The following is a 13,207-nucleotide window of genomic DNA, read 5'->3' as shown; positions in this document are numbered from 1 at the left end:
GTCAAAACAAGAATCTAAAGCGTTTCCGCTTCACTCAGGCTCCATACCGAGCCGTCTTTCCTCGCGCCGAAGGTTGTTCGGCGTGGCGCCCCACGTCCGTTTCATGGTTGCGGTCATATGGCTGTTGCTGGAAAAGCCGGCGGCTTTCGCCACCGCGGCGAAAGGCATATCGGTCGTCTTGGTAAGCCGCTCGACAAGGGCAAGCCTCTGCGTGACGACATATTGGTGGGGTGCCTGGCCGGACGATTGCCGGAAGGCGCGCAGGAAATGGCTCGGTGAAAGTCCGGCCACTTCGGCAAGGCGACCGACGGACAGGCTCTCCGACAGATTGGCGTGGATGTAGTCCGTCACGGCGCGCCATGCCCTTGGTGAAAGACCGCCGCTGCGCAAACGGCGCGGCCGGTCGCTGAACGACGAATAGCTGCGCAAGAGGTGAGTGCCAAACAGCGTGATCAACGCGTCAAGACAGAGGTCGTTCGCGGCTTCGCCGCGCTGGAATTCGGCGCGGATCAGATTGGCGAGCTGCAGCGCCTGTTGATCGACGAAGCCGGGTTTGGGTGGCCGGAACTCGAAATCCTTGTTCTGAAACTCGGCTCCGGCGAGCTCAGCCAGACGGTGTTGGTCGTGCGCGATGAGCAGGTTCTCCTTCGTGACGCACCAACGCGCGAACAGGTCAGCCTCGGCCGGCACCACCTCGATCGTCCCGACCGGCGCCAGCGTGACCGTCTTCCGGCTGCTGTTGAGAGCGATTTCGCGATTGGGTTGCGGCGTCAACATCACCAGCGCCATATGCGCCGGCGCCTTGAAGGCGATTTCGTTCGGGCCAGTCCGCGTTCGTGTGACCGCGCCGCTTTCGGTGTCGAACTTGGGACCCCAGGCGTCGGGAACGCAAGCTAGCAACGCTGGCAAGTCCTTCCTCCACAACATCACTTCGGCGGATGCCGCCGACCTCGTCCACGACGCAAGCACTCGCTCGATCAGTCGACGGCACGCTAGCAGAAAGTGATCAGGTTGTCGAAATACCACCCAGTTTCATCACGTGGGGCGCGCCTGGTTGATGAAATGGCATCGATCATCGGGCAAGGGATAGACTTGGTACAAGGAGAGAAAATATGACTGATCACAGCATCGAGGGTAAGACTGTCATCATCGCCGGCGGTGCGAAGAATCTCGGCGGCCTGCTCGCCCGAGACCTTGCCATGCACGGCGCGAAAGCCGTCGCCATTCACTACAATAGCGCTGCAACCAAACCAGCCGCCGACGAGACGGTAAAAGCCATCAATGCTGCCGGCGCCAAGGCCGTGGCCTTTCAAGGCGACCTCACGACCGCCGCTGCCGTCGAGAAGCTGTTCGCCGAAACCGTTGCCGCCATCGGCAAGCCAGACATCGCCGTCAATACCGTCGGCAAGGTGCTCAAGAAGCCGATGGCCGAGATCACCGAAACAGAATTCGACGAGATGAGCGCAGTAAATGCGAAGTCCGCCTTCTTCTTCCTCAAGGAAGCGGGCAAGACGCTTAACGATAACGGCAAGATCTGCACCCTGGTGACGTCCCTGCTGGGTGCGTTCACGCCGTTCTATGCGGCCTATGCTGGCATGAAAGCGCCGGTCGAACACTTTACGCGGGCCGGGGCCAAGGAGTTCGGCGCCCGGGGCATTTCGGTGACGGCGATCGGCCCCGGTCCGATGGACACGCCCTTCTTCTATCCGGCCGAAGGCGCCGATGCGGTCGCCTATCACAAGACCGCGGCAGCCCTGTCGAAGTTGACCAGGACGGGTCTCACCGATATCCAGGATATCGTGCCCTGGATTCGCTTCATGGTGTCTGACGGTTGGTGGATGACGGGTCAGACCATTCTCGTCAACGGCGGCTACACCACGAAGTGAGGCGTCCGCCAGCCAGATCCCTGGTTGGCGTCGCAGTTCGAACTGATCGGAACGTGCCAGGGTTCCTGGCACGTTGTCACATGCCGTCAGAGCCTGAGGCTCATTGTGACGTCAACCGGGGGGCACTCCGATGGATGGCTACAATGACCTGCATCAGAGCCATGAGATCTTCGTCCACATTCGTATCATCGTCGGAATGATCCTGGGCATCAGCCTTGCCCGGCTCGTCAGCGGTGTAACGCGGTTCATTCAGCACCCCGGCAAGGAGAGGATCAACCTCCTCCATATTGGATGGGCTATCTTCCTGTTCCTCGCCATCATCCACTTCTGGTGGTTCGAATTCGCGCTGTCCAGGATCGAGCGGTGGACGTTCGAGAGCTATTTTCTCATCATCTGCTACGCGGTGGTGTTCGTGATGCTGTCCGCGATGATCTTTCCGGATAACATCGGTGAACATGAGGGGCTGAAGGAGTATTTCTGGGATCGCAGGAGGGTATTCTACGTTCTCGTTTTGATTCTATTTTCGATCGATGTTTTCGATACGCTCCTGAAAGGCGCGAACTACTACAAGCAATTCTACGGCTGGTATTATCCGGTGAGGCAGAGCCTGCTGATCGGCGGGACAATAGGGGCGCTGCTTTCAGCTTCCGAACGGTACCACGTCTCGTTCGTCGCCTCTGCGCTGGCAATCCAGATTATCTGGGTCGTGAGTTTGTTCGACGTGATGGGTCCGAACTGAGCCGGTCGACGCGGCGGCATGGCGCACCGCGGCTGTTCGGATCGCTCTACGTCGCACGCAATAGGTATCAACTCCTCTGTGAGTCAGGATCATCTTCGGCGAGAAGGGATCAGCCTCCAGTTCGCGTCGCAAGCGCTTCACCTGAACATCAATGCGTCGATCAAAGACGTCATCGCTTGCGTGCACTGGTGCGGAGATCTACATCCGCGTAGCGGGGCCGCGCATGACGATCTTCAGAATGTCAGCCGGCAGCGGCCGCTTCAGCGCTTGGATTCGTCCTATCGTGTGCACGGCCCGATATCGCGCTTCGCGTTTATACCCGAAAAGGTAGGTTAAAAAGGCACATCCCTGGAACTACCATTCGGCGCCAAACCCTAGCGCATTTTTCCGGAGCCCCCTGAAGGTCCCGTCGCCCCGGCAGGGCCGTTCTGTGAACCTCGCACGAAAAGGTAGGGCAATCGTGCTGTCCAACAAGGTGCTGACACATATCTATCGCGGCCGCGATCAAGCGCGGAAGGGCCAAGGTTGCCGCGTGCTGGTCCGCGGCAACAAGAACCGGTGCCTCGTTGAGTTCATGGACGGATTCCGGTTGATGACGAACCGCAACACGCTTCGAACGATCAAGCCGGCGAAGTCAGGGCGGCTCCGCTGAGCGCAAGGCGCAGCACCGCCGAAGCGGCCACCCCTGCCGAACTGCTTCACCTTTCCGCACGGGAATGCCGTAGTTTTCCGGGGAAGAACGGGAGCCGCCGCGGTGTTAGCACTGTCAAAGAAACCGGCGCCCGGTGCATTTTCAGCGTCTCAAGCATTTCCCGATCTGGTCCGCGAAGCCCATCCAATCAATTGCTCGTTTCGATCCGTATTCAAGAGATTATCTCGAGGGATCATGGGACGCCGTTGGTCTGACCTGGACGTCGACGATCTCAAGCGAATGGCGCGTCGCGATTACCCCGCACAGAGCATCGCGCGGATGCTGCATCGATCTCCGAGTGGCGTCATCGCGAAGGCGCACGAGTTGAAGATCTCCCTTCAGTCGCATCACCGGCTGCTTCCTCGCGGATTCAAGCGGCCCCCGGCCACGCGGGTTTCCGCTCGCCTGAGCCGCAGCGCCATCCCTGACGTTGCGAATGAACTCGTTTCCGTGGCGAAGCGCGGCCGCGAAGGCGAGTGGGAACCGCTCCAGTCGTAACCGCCTGGATATATTGTCGCACCACACGGCGCGCATTAAATGTGATTAGATGTCGCGCAACTTCTGATTTAATATTTTGTAGTTTGGTGGATTTAATTCGATGGGTTCGTTTCATTCTGTAAGAAAGAGATTTGGATGCTCAACTCAGAAGAGACCCCATGGTCGAATCCCAATCCGCTTCTGATCGGCGCGATTTCCTGAAAACTCGCGGCGATTTTGCTTCCGGCGACCGCGGAAGCCGCAACGGCAAGAGCGACGTAGGAGGATAATCGAGAGGTCGCCCGTGGCCGCCGAATACGCGGCCTGAATTTGCGGGCGGGCGCAGCGCACAATCCCGTCATTTAATTGTCATTTATTCCGCATTTTGCGGAATGCGATTTCGTTGCTCGAACTTGGTCGACATCATTATCCAGGTGCCAAGGAGGAAAATATGGCGAATTCCATCAAGAGCCAGGCCGCCCAGCAATTGTTGGGAACTGAAGGGTTTTTTCCAGATTCCCGGGCCTTCGATTGGCTTTCCCTCATCGATCCCGTCAACAATTTGATCATCGGCACCCGCCACGACGATGTCCTTGCCGCACAGGCTGACGGCGACATTGTGTTGGGCCTTGCCGGCGCTGATCATTTGAGCAGCGCATTCAACCGGACCGCGTTGATCGGCGGTCGCGGCGATGACACTTTGACAACCAATGTTGTCGTGCCGCAGGGCGATTTGCACGGACTTGCCATTCAGTTCGGCGGAACGGGCAATGACCACCTCGATGGGACCGTCACTCTTCAGGGTGAGAGCACGCCTCAGAGCACCGAGAAGACCGCAGATGTGCTCCTCGATGGTGGCAGCGGAAACGACGTTATCAACGCCACAGCAAATGTGGCGCCTCGGGTCTTCGAAACTGTAACCGTCAGCACCCACGTGTTCGGCGGAAGCGGCGATGATACCATTCATGCCCTTGCGGATGGCCACAACGCCTTCGGAGATAGTATCGTCATGAACACCGTCGACGGTGGCTCCGGCGATGACCACATCACGGCTCGTGCCGAAACAGAATTCTCTGGGCTCAACAGCAGCGCCAGCAACGTGCTCTTCGGTGGTGACGGCAACGACGTGCTGGACGCCTCCGCTATAGGACAATCCAATTCCACCGACCTGGTGACAAATGAGCTTCACGGCGGTCGGGGCGACGACATATTGCGCGCTTTCAATCTGACAGACTCAAATAGCAGCACGCCGGTCGGCATCAACCAGCTTTGGGGCGATGACGGCAACGACACCCTCGAGGCGACTCATTCTACCGATGGGGAGAACGCCGTTACGGATCTCACGAATTATCTGGACGGCGGGAGAGGCAATGACACCTTGATTGCGAACTCCACCGCGCTTGGTGAAGCCGTTCGCGCACTCAATCAACTCGAGGGCGGTAGCGGAAACGACAGCCTCACGGCACATCTCGACGCGGTAGCCGGCGGTAGGCTTGGTTCTCCCGGGGGGGAGCTCTACAATGTCGCGAATGTCCTGAATGGCGGGGCCGGAGATGACCAACTGACCGCGTTTCTTTCGGCAACTCCCATTCCCGGGGTTATGGACAACTCTGTTGCCGAGAACCGCCTGGATGGCGGCGCTGGAAATGATGTCCTGACGGCAACTGTTGCGCCAGGTTCGCTCGGATCGAGCTTCCTCAACGGTGGTGCAGGCAACGATCAGCTTACGGTCATTGGCGGGTCAGGAAACGTCCTCGATGGCGGCGATGGCAACGACAGGCTCACGAGCGGCATCGGAAACGACAATATGCTTGGTGAGCGCGGCGCGGATACGTTCGTCTTTGCCGCCCAGAACGGGCATGACACGGCCGATTTCCAAACCGGGCGGGACAAGATCGATCTCACGGCCTTGGCGGCGAACAACATCCACGATTTTGGCGACTTGAATATCCAGGTGACCGGTGGAAACACCGTCATTCACTTTGATGCCAATAATGACGTCACCATCGCGGGCGTTCAGAACCTCAGCGCAAGTGATTTTTGGTTCGCCTAGCTGGCTGGCGCGGTCCATCTTCGGAAAAACGGCCTGCGGGCCATCGCGATGTCTGCTCGTACCTTGATGAGCAGACATCGCCGGCTCAATCGCAGCCGTGCGCTCGAGTAGGGCGGGAGAATTGCTGGGCGTCCTCATTACCGATGACTGCCAAGGGCGCCGACGGCCAACGATTGCGGAGGCCGGATGCCCGTCCACGTCGAAGAAGCGGCGTGATCGTTGCAAACGCGACCTTGGAAACGCGACCCTTGCAAATTTGTAATCGCGTGAACACCAAGGCGCCATCGGGACGACCAAAAGCCGCCGACGTTTGAGGACTATATGAGGTCCTCGGCCCCACCGGAATTCGCACCGATGTTGTTTCAAGCTGTAATTGTTTGCCTGACGGTCCTCAGCGTTGGCCTTCTCATCGCCCACATGGTCGACGCCCTCAGGACATGAGGCAGCGTCGCTTCGCGCGGCTCAGCCCGCAATCCGATATCACGATCGCGCTTCGTGGCGACGAAAGTACACGTATGCCCCAACGGCAAGGTAATTGGTCGCGACCGCGATCACATTCCACATGACGATGTTCTTTGAGCCGATCGATACGCCATAGATCACCCTGAGAATTTGAAAAGTGCCCATGATGGCTGCCATTCGGGGTCATGCCGACGCTGGAGCGCCGATTCAGCATCGCAATGAGGTCGGGCAGAGCTGCGAAGGTTGTCCCGAATCCCGCCACGAAGCCGATGATTTGAGTGAGGTCCATCATTTCTCCCCTCAACGCGCGACCAGCCGTTGATATATTGTGCGGTGCTCCCCAGGGCGCAAAATACGATCAGTCGCAAAAATACGATCAGTCTTGGGCTGGACCGTTTTCGAGCGAAGCATGCCCTCGGGCTTGATCCGAGGGGGACACCGGTTTGCATAGCAACCGGCGCTCTAGGGACTTTTTCCGTCGAGAAGGGCGGGTTTCTTCTACTTGAAGACCCGCGGCGAGCGCCGTTACACCAGCTTGCGCTGCTTCTGGCGTGCCCCAAGCCGCTCAAAGCGGTGTCGTTGGTCCGGAGCGGCGCCGCCGCTGCTCCGGCCCAACGTGCTGTGATGACGCGTGTGCTTGCCGCGTGGGCAAGACCTCATAGGGAGGCTTGATATGTCGCGTTCAACGCTAGCACTTATTGCTATGATGACGCTTCTCTCGATGGGCTTCGTTCTTTGTCCTCAAGACCCTGCCAATGCTGCCACGTTCTGTGCGCAGTTAAGGGGGGCGAAAGCGGCAGGACAGCCTGACTGCTCATTTTCGACGCTGGATAAGTGTCGCGCGCGCGTCAGGCACAGGGGCGGCGGACACTGCTACAAACTGACCCACTGACCAGACAGCACAAATGCACCACGCATCCTGGATTGCGAGGACCGCGGCTGGTGCGAGCGGAGCGCCTTCGATAGGGATGCGGTCGGCTTCAACCGACGGCGGGTTTATCCCGTGCGCCCCGATCCGATAGCGCGGATCAAGACGCGCCGACCTTAGGGAAAATGTTCGACGAGCAAGGGAGCCCCCAAATGTACGCCAATATTCTCTTGAGCACGGACGGATCGGATGTCGCGAGAAAAGGCGTTGAGCATGGGATTGCTTTAGCAAAGGCCTTGAATGCTAAAGTGACAGTCATCGCGGTGACGGAGCCTCTGCCGATCGGGAGTGGGCACGGGGGATGGATTCCCGCGCAGGAAATGTTCGATAGCTTTGACGCAGCCTGCAAGGAACGTGCGGGCAAAGCGCTCGATGAAGCGCGAGCCGTGGCGGAGCAGGTCGGGATATCTGCAGAACTCTTGCATGTTCCGAATGCGCACCCAGCCACTGCGATTATCGACACAGCAAAGTCCAGAGGCTGCGACTTGATCGTCATGGCCTCTCATGGGCGTCGCGGCCTCAGGAAGCTATGGTTGGGGAGTCAAACATCGGAGGTCCTGGCGGACGGAAGCGTGCCGGTGTTGGTCGTGCGGTAACAAACATAAATGACGGTGCAGGGTGTGGTGAAGCCGGCTCCTTGGCTGGGCTTCGCCGGCAAACCCGATGTCCGCCATGCGGTAACACCGGCAACGCTCTGATCGAGCGGAAGATTTCTGCTATCTTCCAGGCCAAAATATTCGCGGAGATGATTCGCTAAGTCGTTGATTTGGTTGATTTATCTGGTGCTGCCGGACAGGATTGAACTGTCGACCTCTCCCTTACCAAGGGAGTGCTCTACCACTGAGCTACGGCAGCGTGCCCGGGAATAAAGAATCGGCCTAGTTGGCGCCTCCGGGCGCGGCGGTTCTTGCCACAAGCCCCCCTTCGGTGCAAGCGCGGGGACGGGAGACAGCTCGCAAAAACGCTTCGTCCGGTCGAAATTCGGCCAATCCGGCGCGCTTCGGTTCCCCGGGGCGTGCTCGGGAGTGCGGCTTTGGCCGGTTCATCCTGCAACCGCACGGAAGACCGGGGGAGCCCACCTCCCCGATCGACCGGTGCATGTCCCTCGGCGCCTGGTCTATTGTCATGCAAGTTTGAAAGACGGATGCAACATGCAGGACGAGAAGGACAGGCAGGAGCGGCAGAGCGCGATCGCATCGAGCGAATCAAGGCAGCATCGCCTCAAGCTCGCGCTGCGCGAAAACCTCAAGCGGCGGAAATCGCAGGCGCGCGGGCGTAGCGGTCCTGCATCTTCCGAAACGGCCGAGGGCCGACTAGATGACGCGAGCGGCGGCGAGCCGGATCGCTAGCCGGTCCCAACTGCTGGGCAGGTGGTGCGCCCGCGTTTTGGTAAGAGGAGTGAGTTGCTGAGATGGCTGCAGAAGCGATGGCGAATCCGATCAGCGCGAGGTCCCTCGCGTTTCCGCGGCACGAGCAGACCTTTCCGACCCTGACCGAGCATGAGATCGAGCGTATGCGCCGGTTCGGCGAGGTCAGGCACTATAGGGACGGCGAAGCGCTGTTCGAGACCGGCAAGCCGGGACCGGGGATGTTCGTGGTGCTTTCGGGCACGGTCGCGATCACCCAGCGCGATGGCCTCGGCCATGTCACGCCGGTGATTGATCAGGGGCCGGGACAATTCCTGGCCGAGATTGCCCAGCTCTCCGGCCGGCCCGCGCTGGTCGACGGCCATGCCGAAGGCGATGTCGAGACGCTCTTGATCCCGCCGGAAAGATTGCGGGCGCTGTTGGTGGCCGAAGCCGATCTCGGCGAGCGCATCATGCGCGCGCTGATCCTGCGTCGCGTCAACCTGATCCAGGGCGGCGTCGGCGGCCCCGTGCTGATCGGCCCGCCGTCGCTCGGAAAGATCGCGCAGTTGCAGAATTTCCTGGCGCGCAACGGCCAGCCCTATCACGTGGTCGATCCCGCCACCGACAAGGACGCGGCCGACCTGATCGCGCGTTATTCGGCCACGCGCGCCGAACTGCCGCTGGTCGTCTGCCCCAACGGCAACGTGCTGCGTAATCCATCCGAGACCGCGCTTGCAATGGCGATGGGCATGATCGGCGACCACGCCCATGACAAGCTCTATGACGTTGCCGTTGTCGGCAGCGGGCCGGCCGGGCTCGCCACCGCCGTCTACGCGGCGTCCGAAGGCCTGTCGGTCGCGGTGCTCGATTCGCGCGCCTTTGGCGGTCAGGCCGGCGCCAGCGCCCGTATCGAGAATTATCTGGGCTTTCCGACCGGCATTTCCGGCCAGGCGCTTGCCGGCCGCGCCTTCAACCAGGCGCAGAAATTCGGCGCCGATATCCTGATCCCGGTTTCCGTCAGATCGCTCGACTGCTCCAAGCGGGACGGCCTGTTCTCGATCGCGACCGAATGCGGGCACACCTTGCGTGCAAGATCGATCGTGGTGGCGAGCGGGGCGCGCTATCGCCGGCCGAGCATCGAGAACCTCGAGGCCTTCGAGGGCCGCGGCGTCTGGTACTGGGCCTCGCCGATCGAGGCCAAGCTGTGTGCGGGGCAGGACGTGGTGCTGGTCGGCGGCGGCAATTCGGCTGGCCAGGCCGCAGTGTTCCTGTCGGGCCATGTGCGCAAGGTCTACATGATGATCCGCGGCGGCGGCCTCGGGGCCAGCATGTCACGCTATCTGATCGAACGCATCGAGGCGACGCCGAACATCGAACTGATGTTCAACACCGAGATCACAGCGCTGGAAGGCGGCGAGGACGCTACGCTCCAACGCGCGCGCTGGAAGAGCCGCCTGGCACCGGAGCAGCACACGCTCGACGTCAACAACGTGTTCCTGTTCGTCGGCGCCGATCCCGCGACCGGGTGGCTCGAGGGCTGCGGCGTCAAGGTTGACCGCGGAGGCTTTGTGCTCACCGGCCAGAACGGGCCGGGACAAGTGCTGGAAACCACGGTGCCCGGCGTGTTCGCCGTTGGCGATGTTCGCTCCGGATCGGTCAAGCGCGTCGGCGGCGCGATCGGCGAGGGCGCGCAGGTCGTCGCGGCGCTGCACGGCTTCCTCGCCGACAACGCCAATTCCACGGCTTAGGAAAGAGCAGATGTCGAAAGGCTGCACCCATATCGCCGGCATCCAGACCGTCACGCCGAGTGCGCTCGGCTGCGAGGAGTGCTTAAAGAGCGGCAGCCAATGGCTGCATTTGCGGATCTGCCGTACCTGCGGCCATGTCGGCTGCTGTGACGATTCCCCCAACAAGCATGCGACCGCACATTTCCACGCGACCGGCCATCCGATCATCGAAGGCTACGATCCGCCGGAAGGCTGGGGCTGGTGCTATGTCGATCGCGTGCTGTTCGATCTCTCGCAGCGCAAGACGCCGCATAACGGCCCGATCCCGCGCTACTATTGATTCATAGCGCCGTGGGAAACGCGTAACCCGGGACGACTGCATCCGCGTTTACGAGCGGCCCCCGGGTTACGCTTCGCTTCACTCGGGCTACGGCACTAATACAAATAGTTAGTGATTGCTGCCGGTGTGCTGTCATTTATGACAGGCATGCAAACAGTTTCGGCAAATCCCATACTTTAGTTTATTCGCATCATAATCATCTTATCTTCATCATATAAGTCGGCTTCCGATCCGCGAAGCATGTAGCAATCTCATTTGTTGCATCGTAGTGTTCAGCGCGGTTCTCAATGGGGAGTGCTTCACATGGTCCTGGGTATGAGCTTGGCCACGTTTACGCTTGTTCACGTGGTGATCAGCCTGGTTGCAATCGTCGCTGGTCTTGTCGTGATGTTCGCCCTGCTTGGCTCGAGACAGACGCCGGGGCTCACCGCGGTGTTCCTGCTGTTCACGATCCTCACCAGCGTCACCGGCTTTATGTTTCCGTTCAAGGAGCTGTTGCCCTCGCACATCTTCGGGATCATTTCGCTGGTCCTGCTCGCGATCGCCTGCATCGCGCTCTATGTCATGGAGCTTTCGGGCGCCTGGCGTCCGATCTACATCGTGACGGCGATGATATCGCTCTATCTCAACGTCTTCGTGCTGGTGGTTCAGTCCTTCCTCAAGATACCCCCGCTGCACGCGTTGGCGCCGAGCGTGCCGCCGGCTCCCCCGTCCGGTCCGGTCTTCGCCGTCGTGCAGGGCATCGTGCTGGTGCTGTTCGTGGTGGCGATCATCGGCATCTGGCGGCGCTTCAGGCCGATGACCTCGTTCGCGTGACTGACATCGCGGTTGGATAATCGCAGGGCGATTTTGAAATCCGGAGCATGCCTCGACCGGTATGTTCCATCGGCTTCACTCGTACGAAAGGCTGCGCGATGCCCACGATCACCACCAAAGACGGCGTCATGATTTTCTACAAGGACTGGGGCAGTGGTCAGCCCATCGTGTTCAGTCACGGTTGGCCGTTGTCATCTGATGACTGGGACACCCAGATGCTGTTCTTCCTCAATCATGGCTTTCGCGTGATCGCGCATGACCGCCGCGGCCACGGCCGATCGAGCCAGGTGAGCGATGGCCACGACATGGATCACTATGCCGACGACCTCGCGGCGGTGACCGCACATCTCGATTTGAAGAACGCCGTTCACGTCGGTCATTCCACCGGCGGCGGCGAGGTGGTCCACTATATCGCGCGGCACGGTGAGAGCCGGGTGGCGAAGGCGGCGATCATCAGCGCGGTGCCGCCGTTGATGCTGCAGACCCCGGCCAATCCGGGCGGCCTGCCCAAGGATGTCTTTGACGGGCTGCAGGCGCAGCTCGCCGCCAATCGCTCGCAATTCTATCGCGAGCTCGCCGCGGGCCCGTTCTACGGCTACAACCGGCCAGGCGCCAAACCTTCGGAAGCCATCATCCAGAATTGGTGGCGCCAGGGCATGATGGGCGGCGCCAAGGCGCATTACGATGGGATCGTCGCCTTCTCGCAAACCGACTTCACCGAAGACCTGAAGAAGATCAACGTGCCCGTTCTCGTCATGCATGGCGACGACGACCAGATCGTGCCCTATGCCGACGCCGGGCCGCTGTCCGCCAAGCTGTTGAAAAACGGCACGCTGAAGACCTACAAGGGCTTTCCGCACGGCATGCCCACCACGGAAGCTGACACCATCAACGCCGACCTGCTCGCGTTCATCAAGGGTTGAGCGGGCCTTCTTTCACCTCTCTCCGCGCGCGGGGAGAGGTCGAAATTCAAGCGCAGCTTGAATTTCGGGTGAAGGGGAGTCTCCGCGAGTCCCTCTGTCACCCTTTATGCGGATAGAGCCCCTCACCCCAACCCTCCCAGGGCGAGCTATGCTCGTCTCGCCCCCGTAGAACGGGGAGAGGGAGCAGCTACTCATCTCGTCCGGAGGCTCATTCGAACATCGCGCGGATTGCCGCGAACATCCGCCTGGCGAGAAGCTCGGGCGTCTCGCGGGCGCCCTCGGCGGCCCAGAGCTCGCCACCGACGCGCATCGCGCCGGTAGCGATCATCGCGACCAGCCGCGCCTGCATCTTGTCTGTCTTGTTGCCTGTGCGCCTCAGAAGCGCGTCGGCCAGCGTGCGCTCGAGCTTTTCATACTTGAGCTGATCGCGCGCCTGCAGCGCCGGGTTGTCCTGCTTCAGCCGCGCCAACGCCACCACTTCGGCGGGATCGAGCTGGCCGGCCATTGCGATGATGGCGTTCTCCGCCGCCGCGAGCATGGATTCGCCGGCAGGCCGCGCCGCGACCGCCGCGATCAGGGCCGCGCTGGCTTCCTCCTGCCAAGCGAACACGACATCTTCCTTGGAAGCGAAATAGTGGAAGAAGGTGCGGCGGGAGATGTCGGCGGCGGCGACGATGTCGTCGAGCGTGGTCGCCTCGAAGCCGCGCTCCAGGAACAGCGCCATTGCCGCCCGCGTCAGCTTCTCCCGTGTCTCCTGCCGCTTGCGCGCGCGCAGGCCCGGCGCCACGGGAGGCGCGGTTTTCTCCTTTGATGACC

The 13,207-nt window shown here is 60.7% G+C and carries 14 protein-coding genes and 1 tRNA gene; 10 read left to right on the top strand and 5 right to left on the bottom strand.

Annotation, left to right across the window (positions count from 1 at the left end):
- Positions 1–30: 30 nt before the first annotated feature.
- The gene (locus AC5ZG1_RS34745) at positions 31–909 is read right to left on the bottom strand and encodes an AraC family transcriptional regulator (RefSeq protein ID WP_496135545.1); all 879 of its coding nucleotides are present in this window, start codon (positions 907–909) and stop codon (positions 31–33) included.
- A 203-nt stretch (positions 910–1,112) separates the two neighbouring features.
- On the opposite strand from AC5ZG1_RS34745, the gene AC5ZG1_RS34740 reads away from it, so the two are divergent.
- Positions 1,113–1,886: an SDR family oxidoreductase gene (locus tag AC5ZG1_RS34740; RefSeq protein ID WP_496135544.1), complete on the top strand. Its 774-nt coding sequence runs from the start codon at positions 1,113–1,115 to the stop codon at positions 1,884–1,886.
- A 130-nt stretch (positions 1,887–2,016) separates the two neighbouring features.
- Positions 2,017–2,625: a hypothetical protein gene (locus AC5ZG1_RS34735; RefSeq protein WP_028164415.1), complete on the top strand. Its 609-nt coding sequence runs from the start codon at positions 2,017–2,019 to the stop codon at positions 2,623–2,625.
- Here AC5ZG1_RS34735 and AC5ZG1_RS34730 read toward each other — a convergent pair.
- On the bottom strand, positions 2,527–2,811 hold the full coding sequence (locus tag AC5ZG1_RS34730) for a winged helix-turn-helix domain-containing protein (RefSeq protein ID WP_456640753.1): 285 nt from the start codon (positions 2,809–2,811) through the stop codon (positions 2,527–2,529). The two genes, AC5ZG1_RS34735 and AC5ZG1_RS34730, sit on opposite strands and share 99 nt — an antisense overlap.
- A 274-nt stretch (positions 2,812–3,085) precedes the next feature.
- Between AC5ZG1_RS34730 and AC5ZG1_RS34725 the strand changes: the two genes are divergently transcribed.
- A complete protein-coding gene (locus AC5ZG1_RS34725) occupies positions 3,086–3,277 on the top strand; it encodes a hypothetical protein (protein ID WP_028164416.1) in 192 nt (63 codons plus the stop codon).
- Between the two features lie 967 nt (positions 3,278–4,244).
- Entirely contained in the window at positions 4,245–5,846 is a 1,602-nt protein-coding gene (locus AC5ZG1_RS34720; RefSeq protein WP_496135543.1) for a calcium-binding protein, read from the top strand.
- A 480-nt stretch (positions 5,847–6,326) separates the two neighbouring features.
- Here the strand turns inward: AC5ZG1_RS34720 and AC5ZG1_RS34715 are convergent, their stop codons facing one another.
- Positions 6,327–6,485 carry a hypothetical protein gene (locus AC5ZG1_RS34715; RefSeq protein WP_456640755.1) on the bottom strand — a complete coding sequence of 53 codons (159 nt, stop codon included), beginning with the start codon at positions 6,483–6,485 and terminating at the stop codon, positions 6,327–6,329.
- Positions 6,486–7,388: 903 nt separating this feature from the next.
- Between AC5ZG1_RS34715 and AC5ZG1_RS34710 the strand changes: the two genes are divergently transcribed.
- Entirely contained in the window at positions 7,389–7,832 is a 444-nt protein-coding gene (locus AC5ZG1_RS34710) for a universal stress protein (protein ID WP_028164419.1), read from the top strand.
- A 184-nt stretch (positions 7,833–8,016) separates the two neighbouring features.
- Here the strand turns inward: AC5ZG1_RS34710 and AC5ZG1_RS34705 are convergent.
- Positions 8,017–8,091, bottom strand: a tRNA-Thr gene (locus AC5ZG1_RS34705).
- Between the two features lie 296 nt (positions 8,092–8,387).
- On the opposite strand from AC5ZG1_RS34705, the gene AC5ZG1_RS34700 reads away from it, so the two are divergent.
- From AC5ZG1_RS34700 to AC5ZG1_RS34680, 5 genes are all read left to right on the top strand, one after another.
- Positions 8,388–8,585 carry a hypothetical protein gene (locus AC5ZG1_RS34700; protein ID WP_130227592.1) on the top strand — a complete coding sequence of 66 codons (198 nt, stop codon included), beginning with the start codon at positions 8,388–8,390 and terminating at the stop codon, positions 8,583–8,585.
- Between the two features lie 62 nt (positions 8,586–8,647).
- Positions 8,648–10,333 carry an FAD-dependent oxidoreductase gene (locus AC5ZG1_RS34695; protein ID WP_496135542.1) on the top strand — a complete coding sequence of 562 codons (1,686 nt, stop codon included), beginning with the start codon at positions 8,648–8,650 and terminating at the stop codon, positions 10,331–10,333.
- Between the two features lie 10 nt (positions 10,334–10,343).
- Entirely contained in the window at positions 10,344–10,652 is a 309-nt protein-coding gene (locus tag AC5ZG1_RS34690; protein WP_028164421.1) for a UBP-type zinc finger domain-containing protein, read from the top strand.
- Positions 10,653–10,955: 303 nt separating this feature from the next.
- Positions 10,956–11,468, top strand: a complete 513-nt coding sequence (locus AC5ZG1_RS34685) for a hypothetical protein (RefSeq protein WP_496135541.1) — start codon at positions 10,956–10,958, stop codon at positions 11,466–11,468.
- Between the two features lie 98 nt (positions 11,469–11,566).
- Complete coding sequence (locus AC5ZG1_RS34680; protein ID WP_496135540.1) at positions 11,567–12,391, top strand: alpha/beta fold hydrolase; 825 nt, start codon at positions 11,567–11,569, stop codon at positions 12,389–12,391.
- A 208-nt stretch (positions 12,392–12,599) separates the two neighbouring features.
- Here the strand turns inward: AC5ZG1_RS34680 and AC5ZG1_RS34675 are convergent, their stop codons facing one another.
- Positions 12,600–13,178, bottom strand: a complete 579-nt coding sequence (locus AC5ZG1_RS34675) for a TetR family transcriptional regulator (RefSeq protein WP_496135539.1) — start codon at positions 13,176–13,178, stop codon at positions 12,600–12,602.
- Between the last annotated feature and the right edge of the window lie 29 nt (positions 13,179–13,207).

Source organism: Bradyrhizobium sp. Leo78 (genome assembly GCF_059512425.1).
This window is presented reverse-complemented; position numbering and strand designations above follow the sequence as displayed.

Excerpts from the sequence above, each read along its gene's own strand:
- AC5ZG1_RS34740 (WP_496135544.1), top strand. The coding sequence starts at position 1,113 with ATGACTGATCACAGCATCGAGGGTAAGACTGTCATCATCGCCGGCGGT.
- AC5ZG1_RS34735 (WP_028164415.1), top strand. The coding sequence starts at position 2,017 with ATGGATGGCTACAATGACCTGCATCAGAGCCATGAGATCTTCGTCCAC.
- AC5ZG1_RS34720 (WP_496135543.1), top strand. The coding sequence starts at position 4,245 with ATGGCGAATTCCATCAAGAGCCAGGCCGCCCAGCAATTGTTGGGAACT.
- AC5ZG1_RS34715 (WP_456640755.1), bottom strand. The coding sequence starts at position 6,485 with ATGGCAGCCATCATGGGCACTTTTCAAATTCTCAGGGTGATCTATGGC.
- AC5ZG1_RS34710 (WP_028164419.1), top strand. The coding sequence starts at position 7,389 with ATGTACGCCAATATTCTCTTGAGCACGGACGGATCGGATGTCGCGAGA.
- AC5ZG1_RS34700 (WP_130227592.1), top strand. The coding sequence starts at position 8,388 with ATGCAGGACGAGAAGGACAGGCAGGAGCGGCAGAGCGCGATCGCATCG.
- AC5ZG1_RS34695 (WP_496135542.1), top strand. The coding sequence starts at position 8,648 with ATGGCTGCAGAAGCGATGGCGAATCCGATCAGCGCGAGGTCCCTCGCG.
- AC5ZG1_RS34690 (WP_028164421.1), top strand. The coding sequence starts at position 10,344 with ATGTCGAAAGGCTGCACCCATATCGCCGGCATCCAGACCGTCACGCCG.
- AC5ZG1_RS34685 (WP_496135541.1), top strand. The coding sequence starts at position 10,956 with ATGGTCCTGGGTATGAGCTTGGCCACGTTTACGCTTGTTCACGTGGTG.
- AC5ZG1_RS34680 (WP_496135540.1), top strand. The coding sequence starts at position 11,567 with ATGCCCACGATCACCACCAAAGACGGCGTCATGATTTTCTACAAGGAC.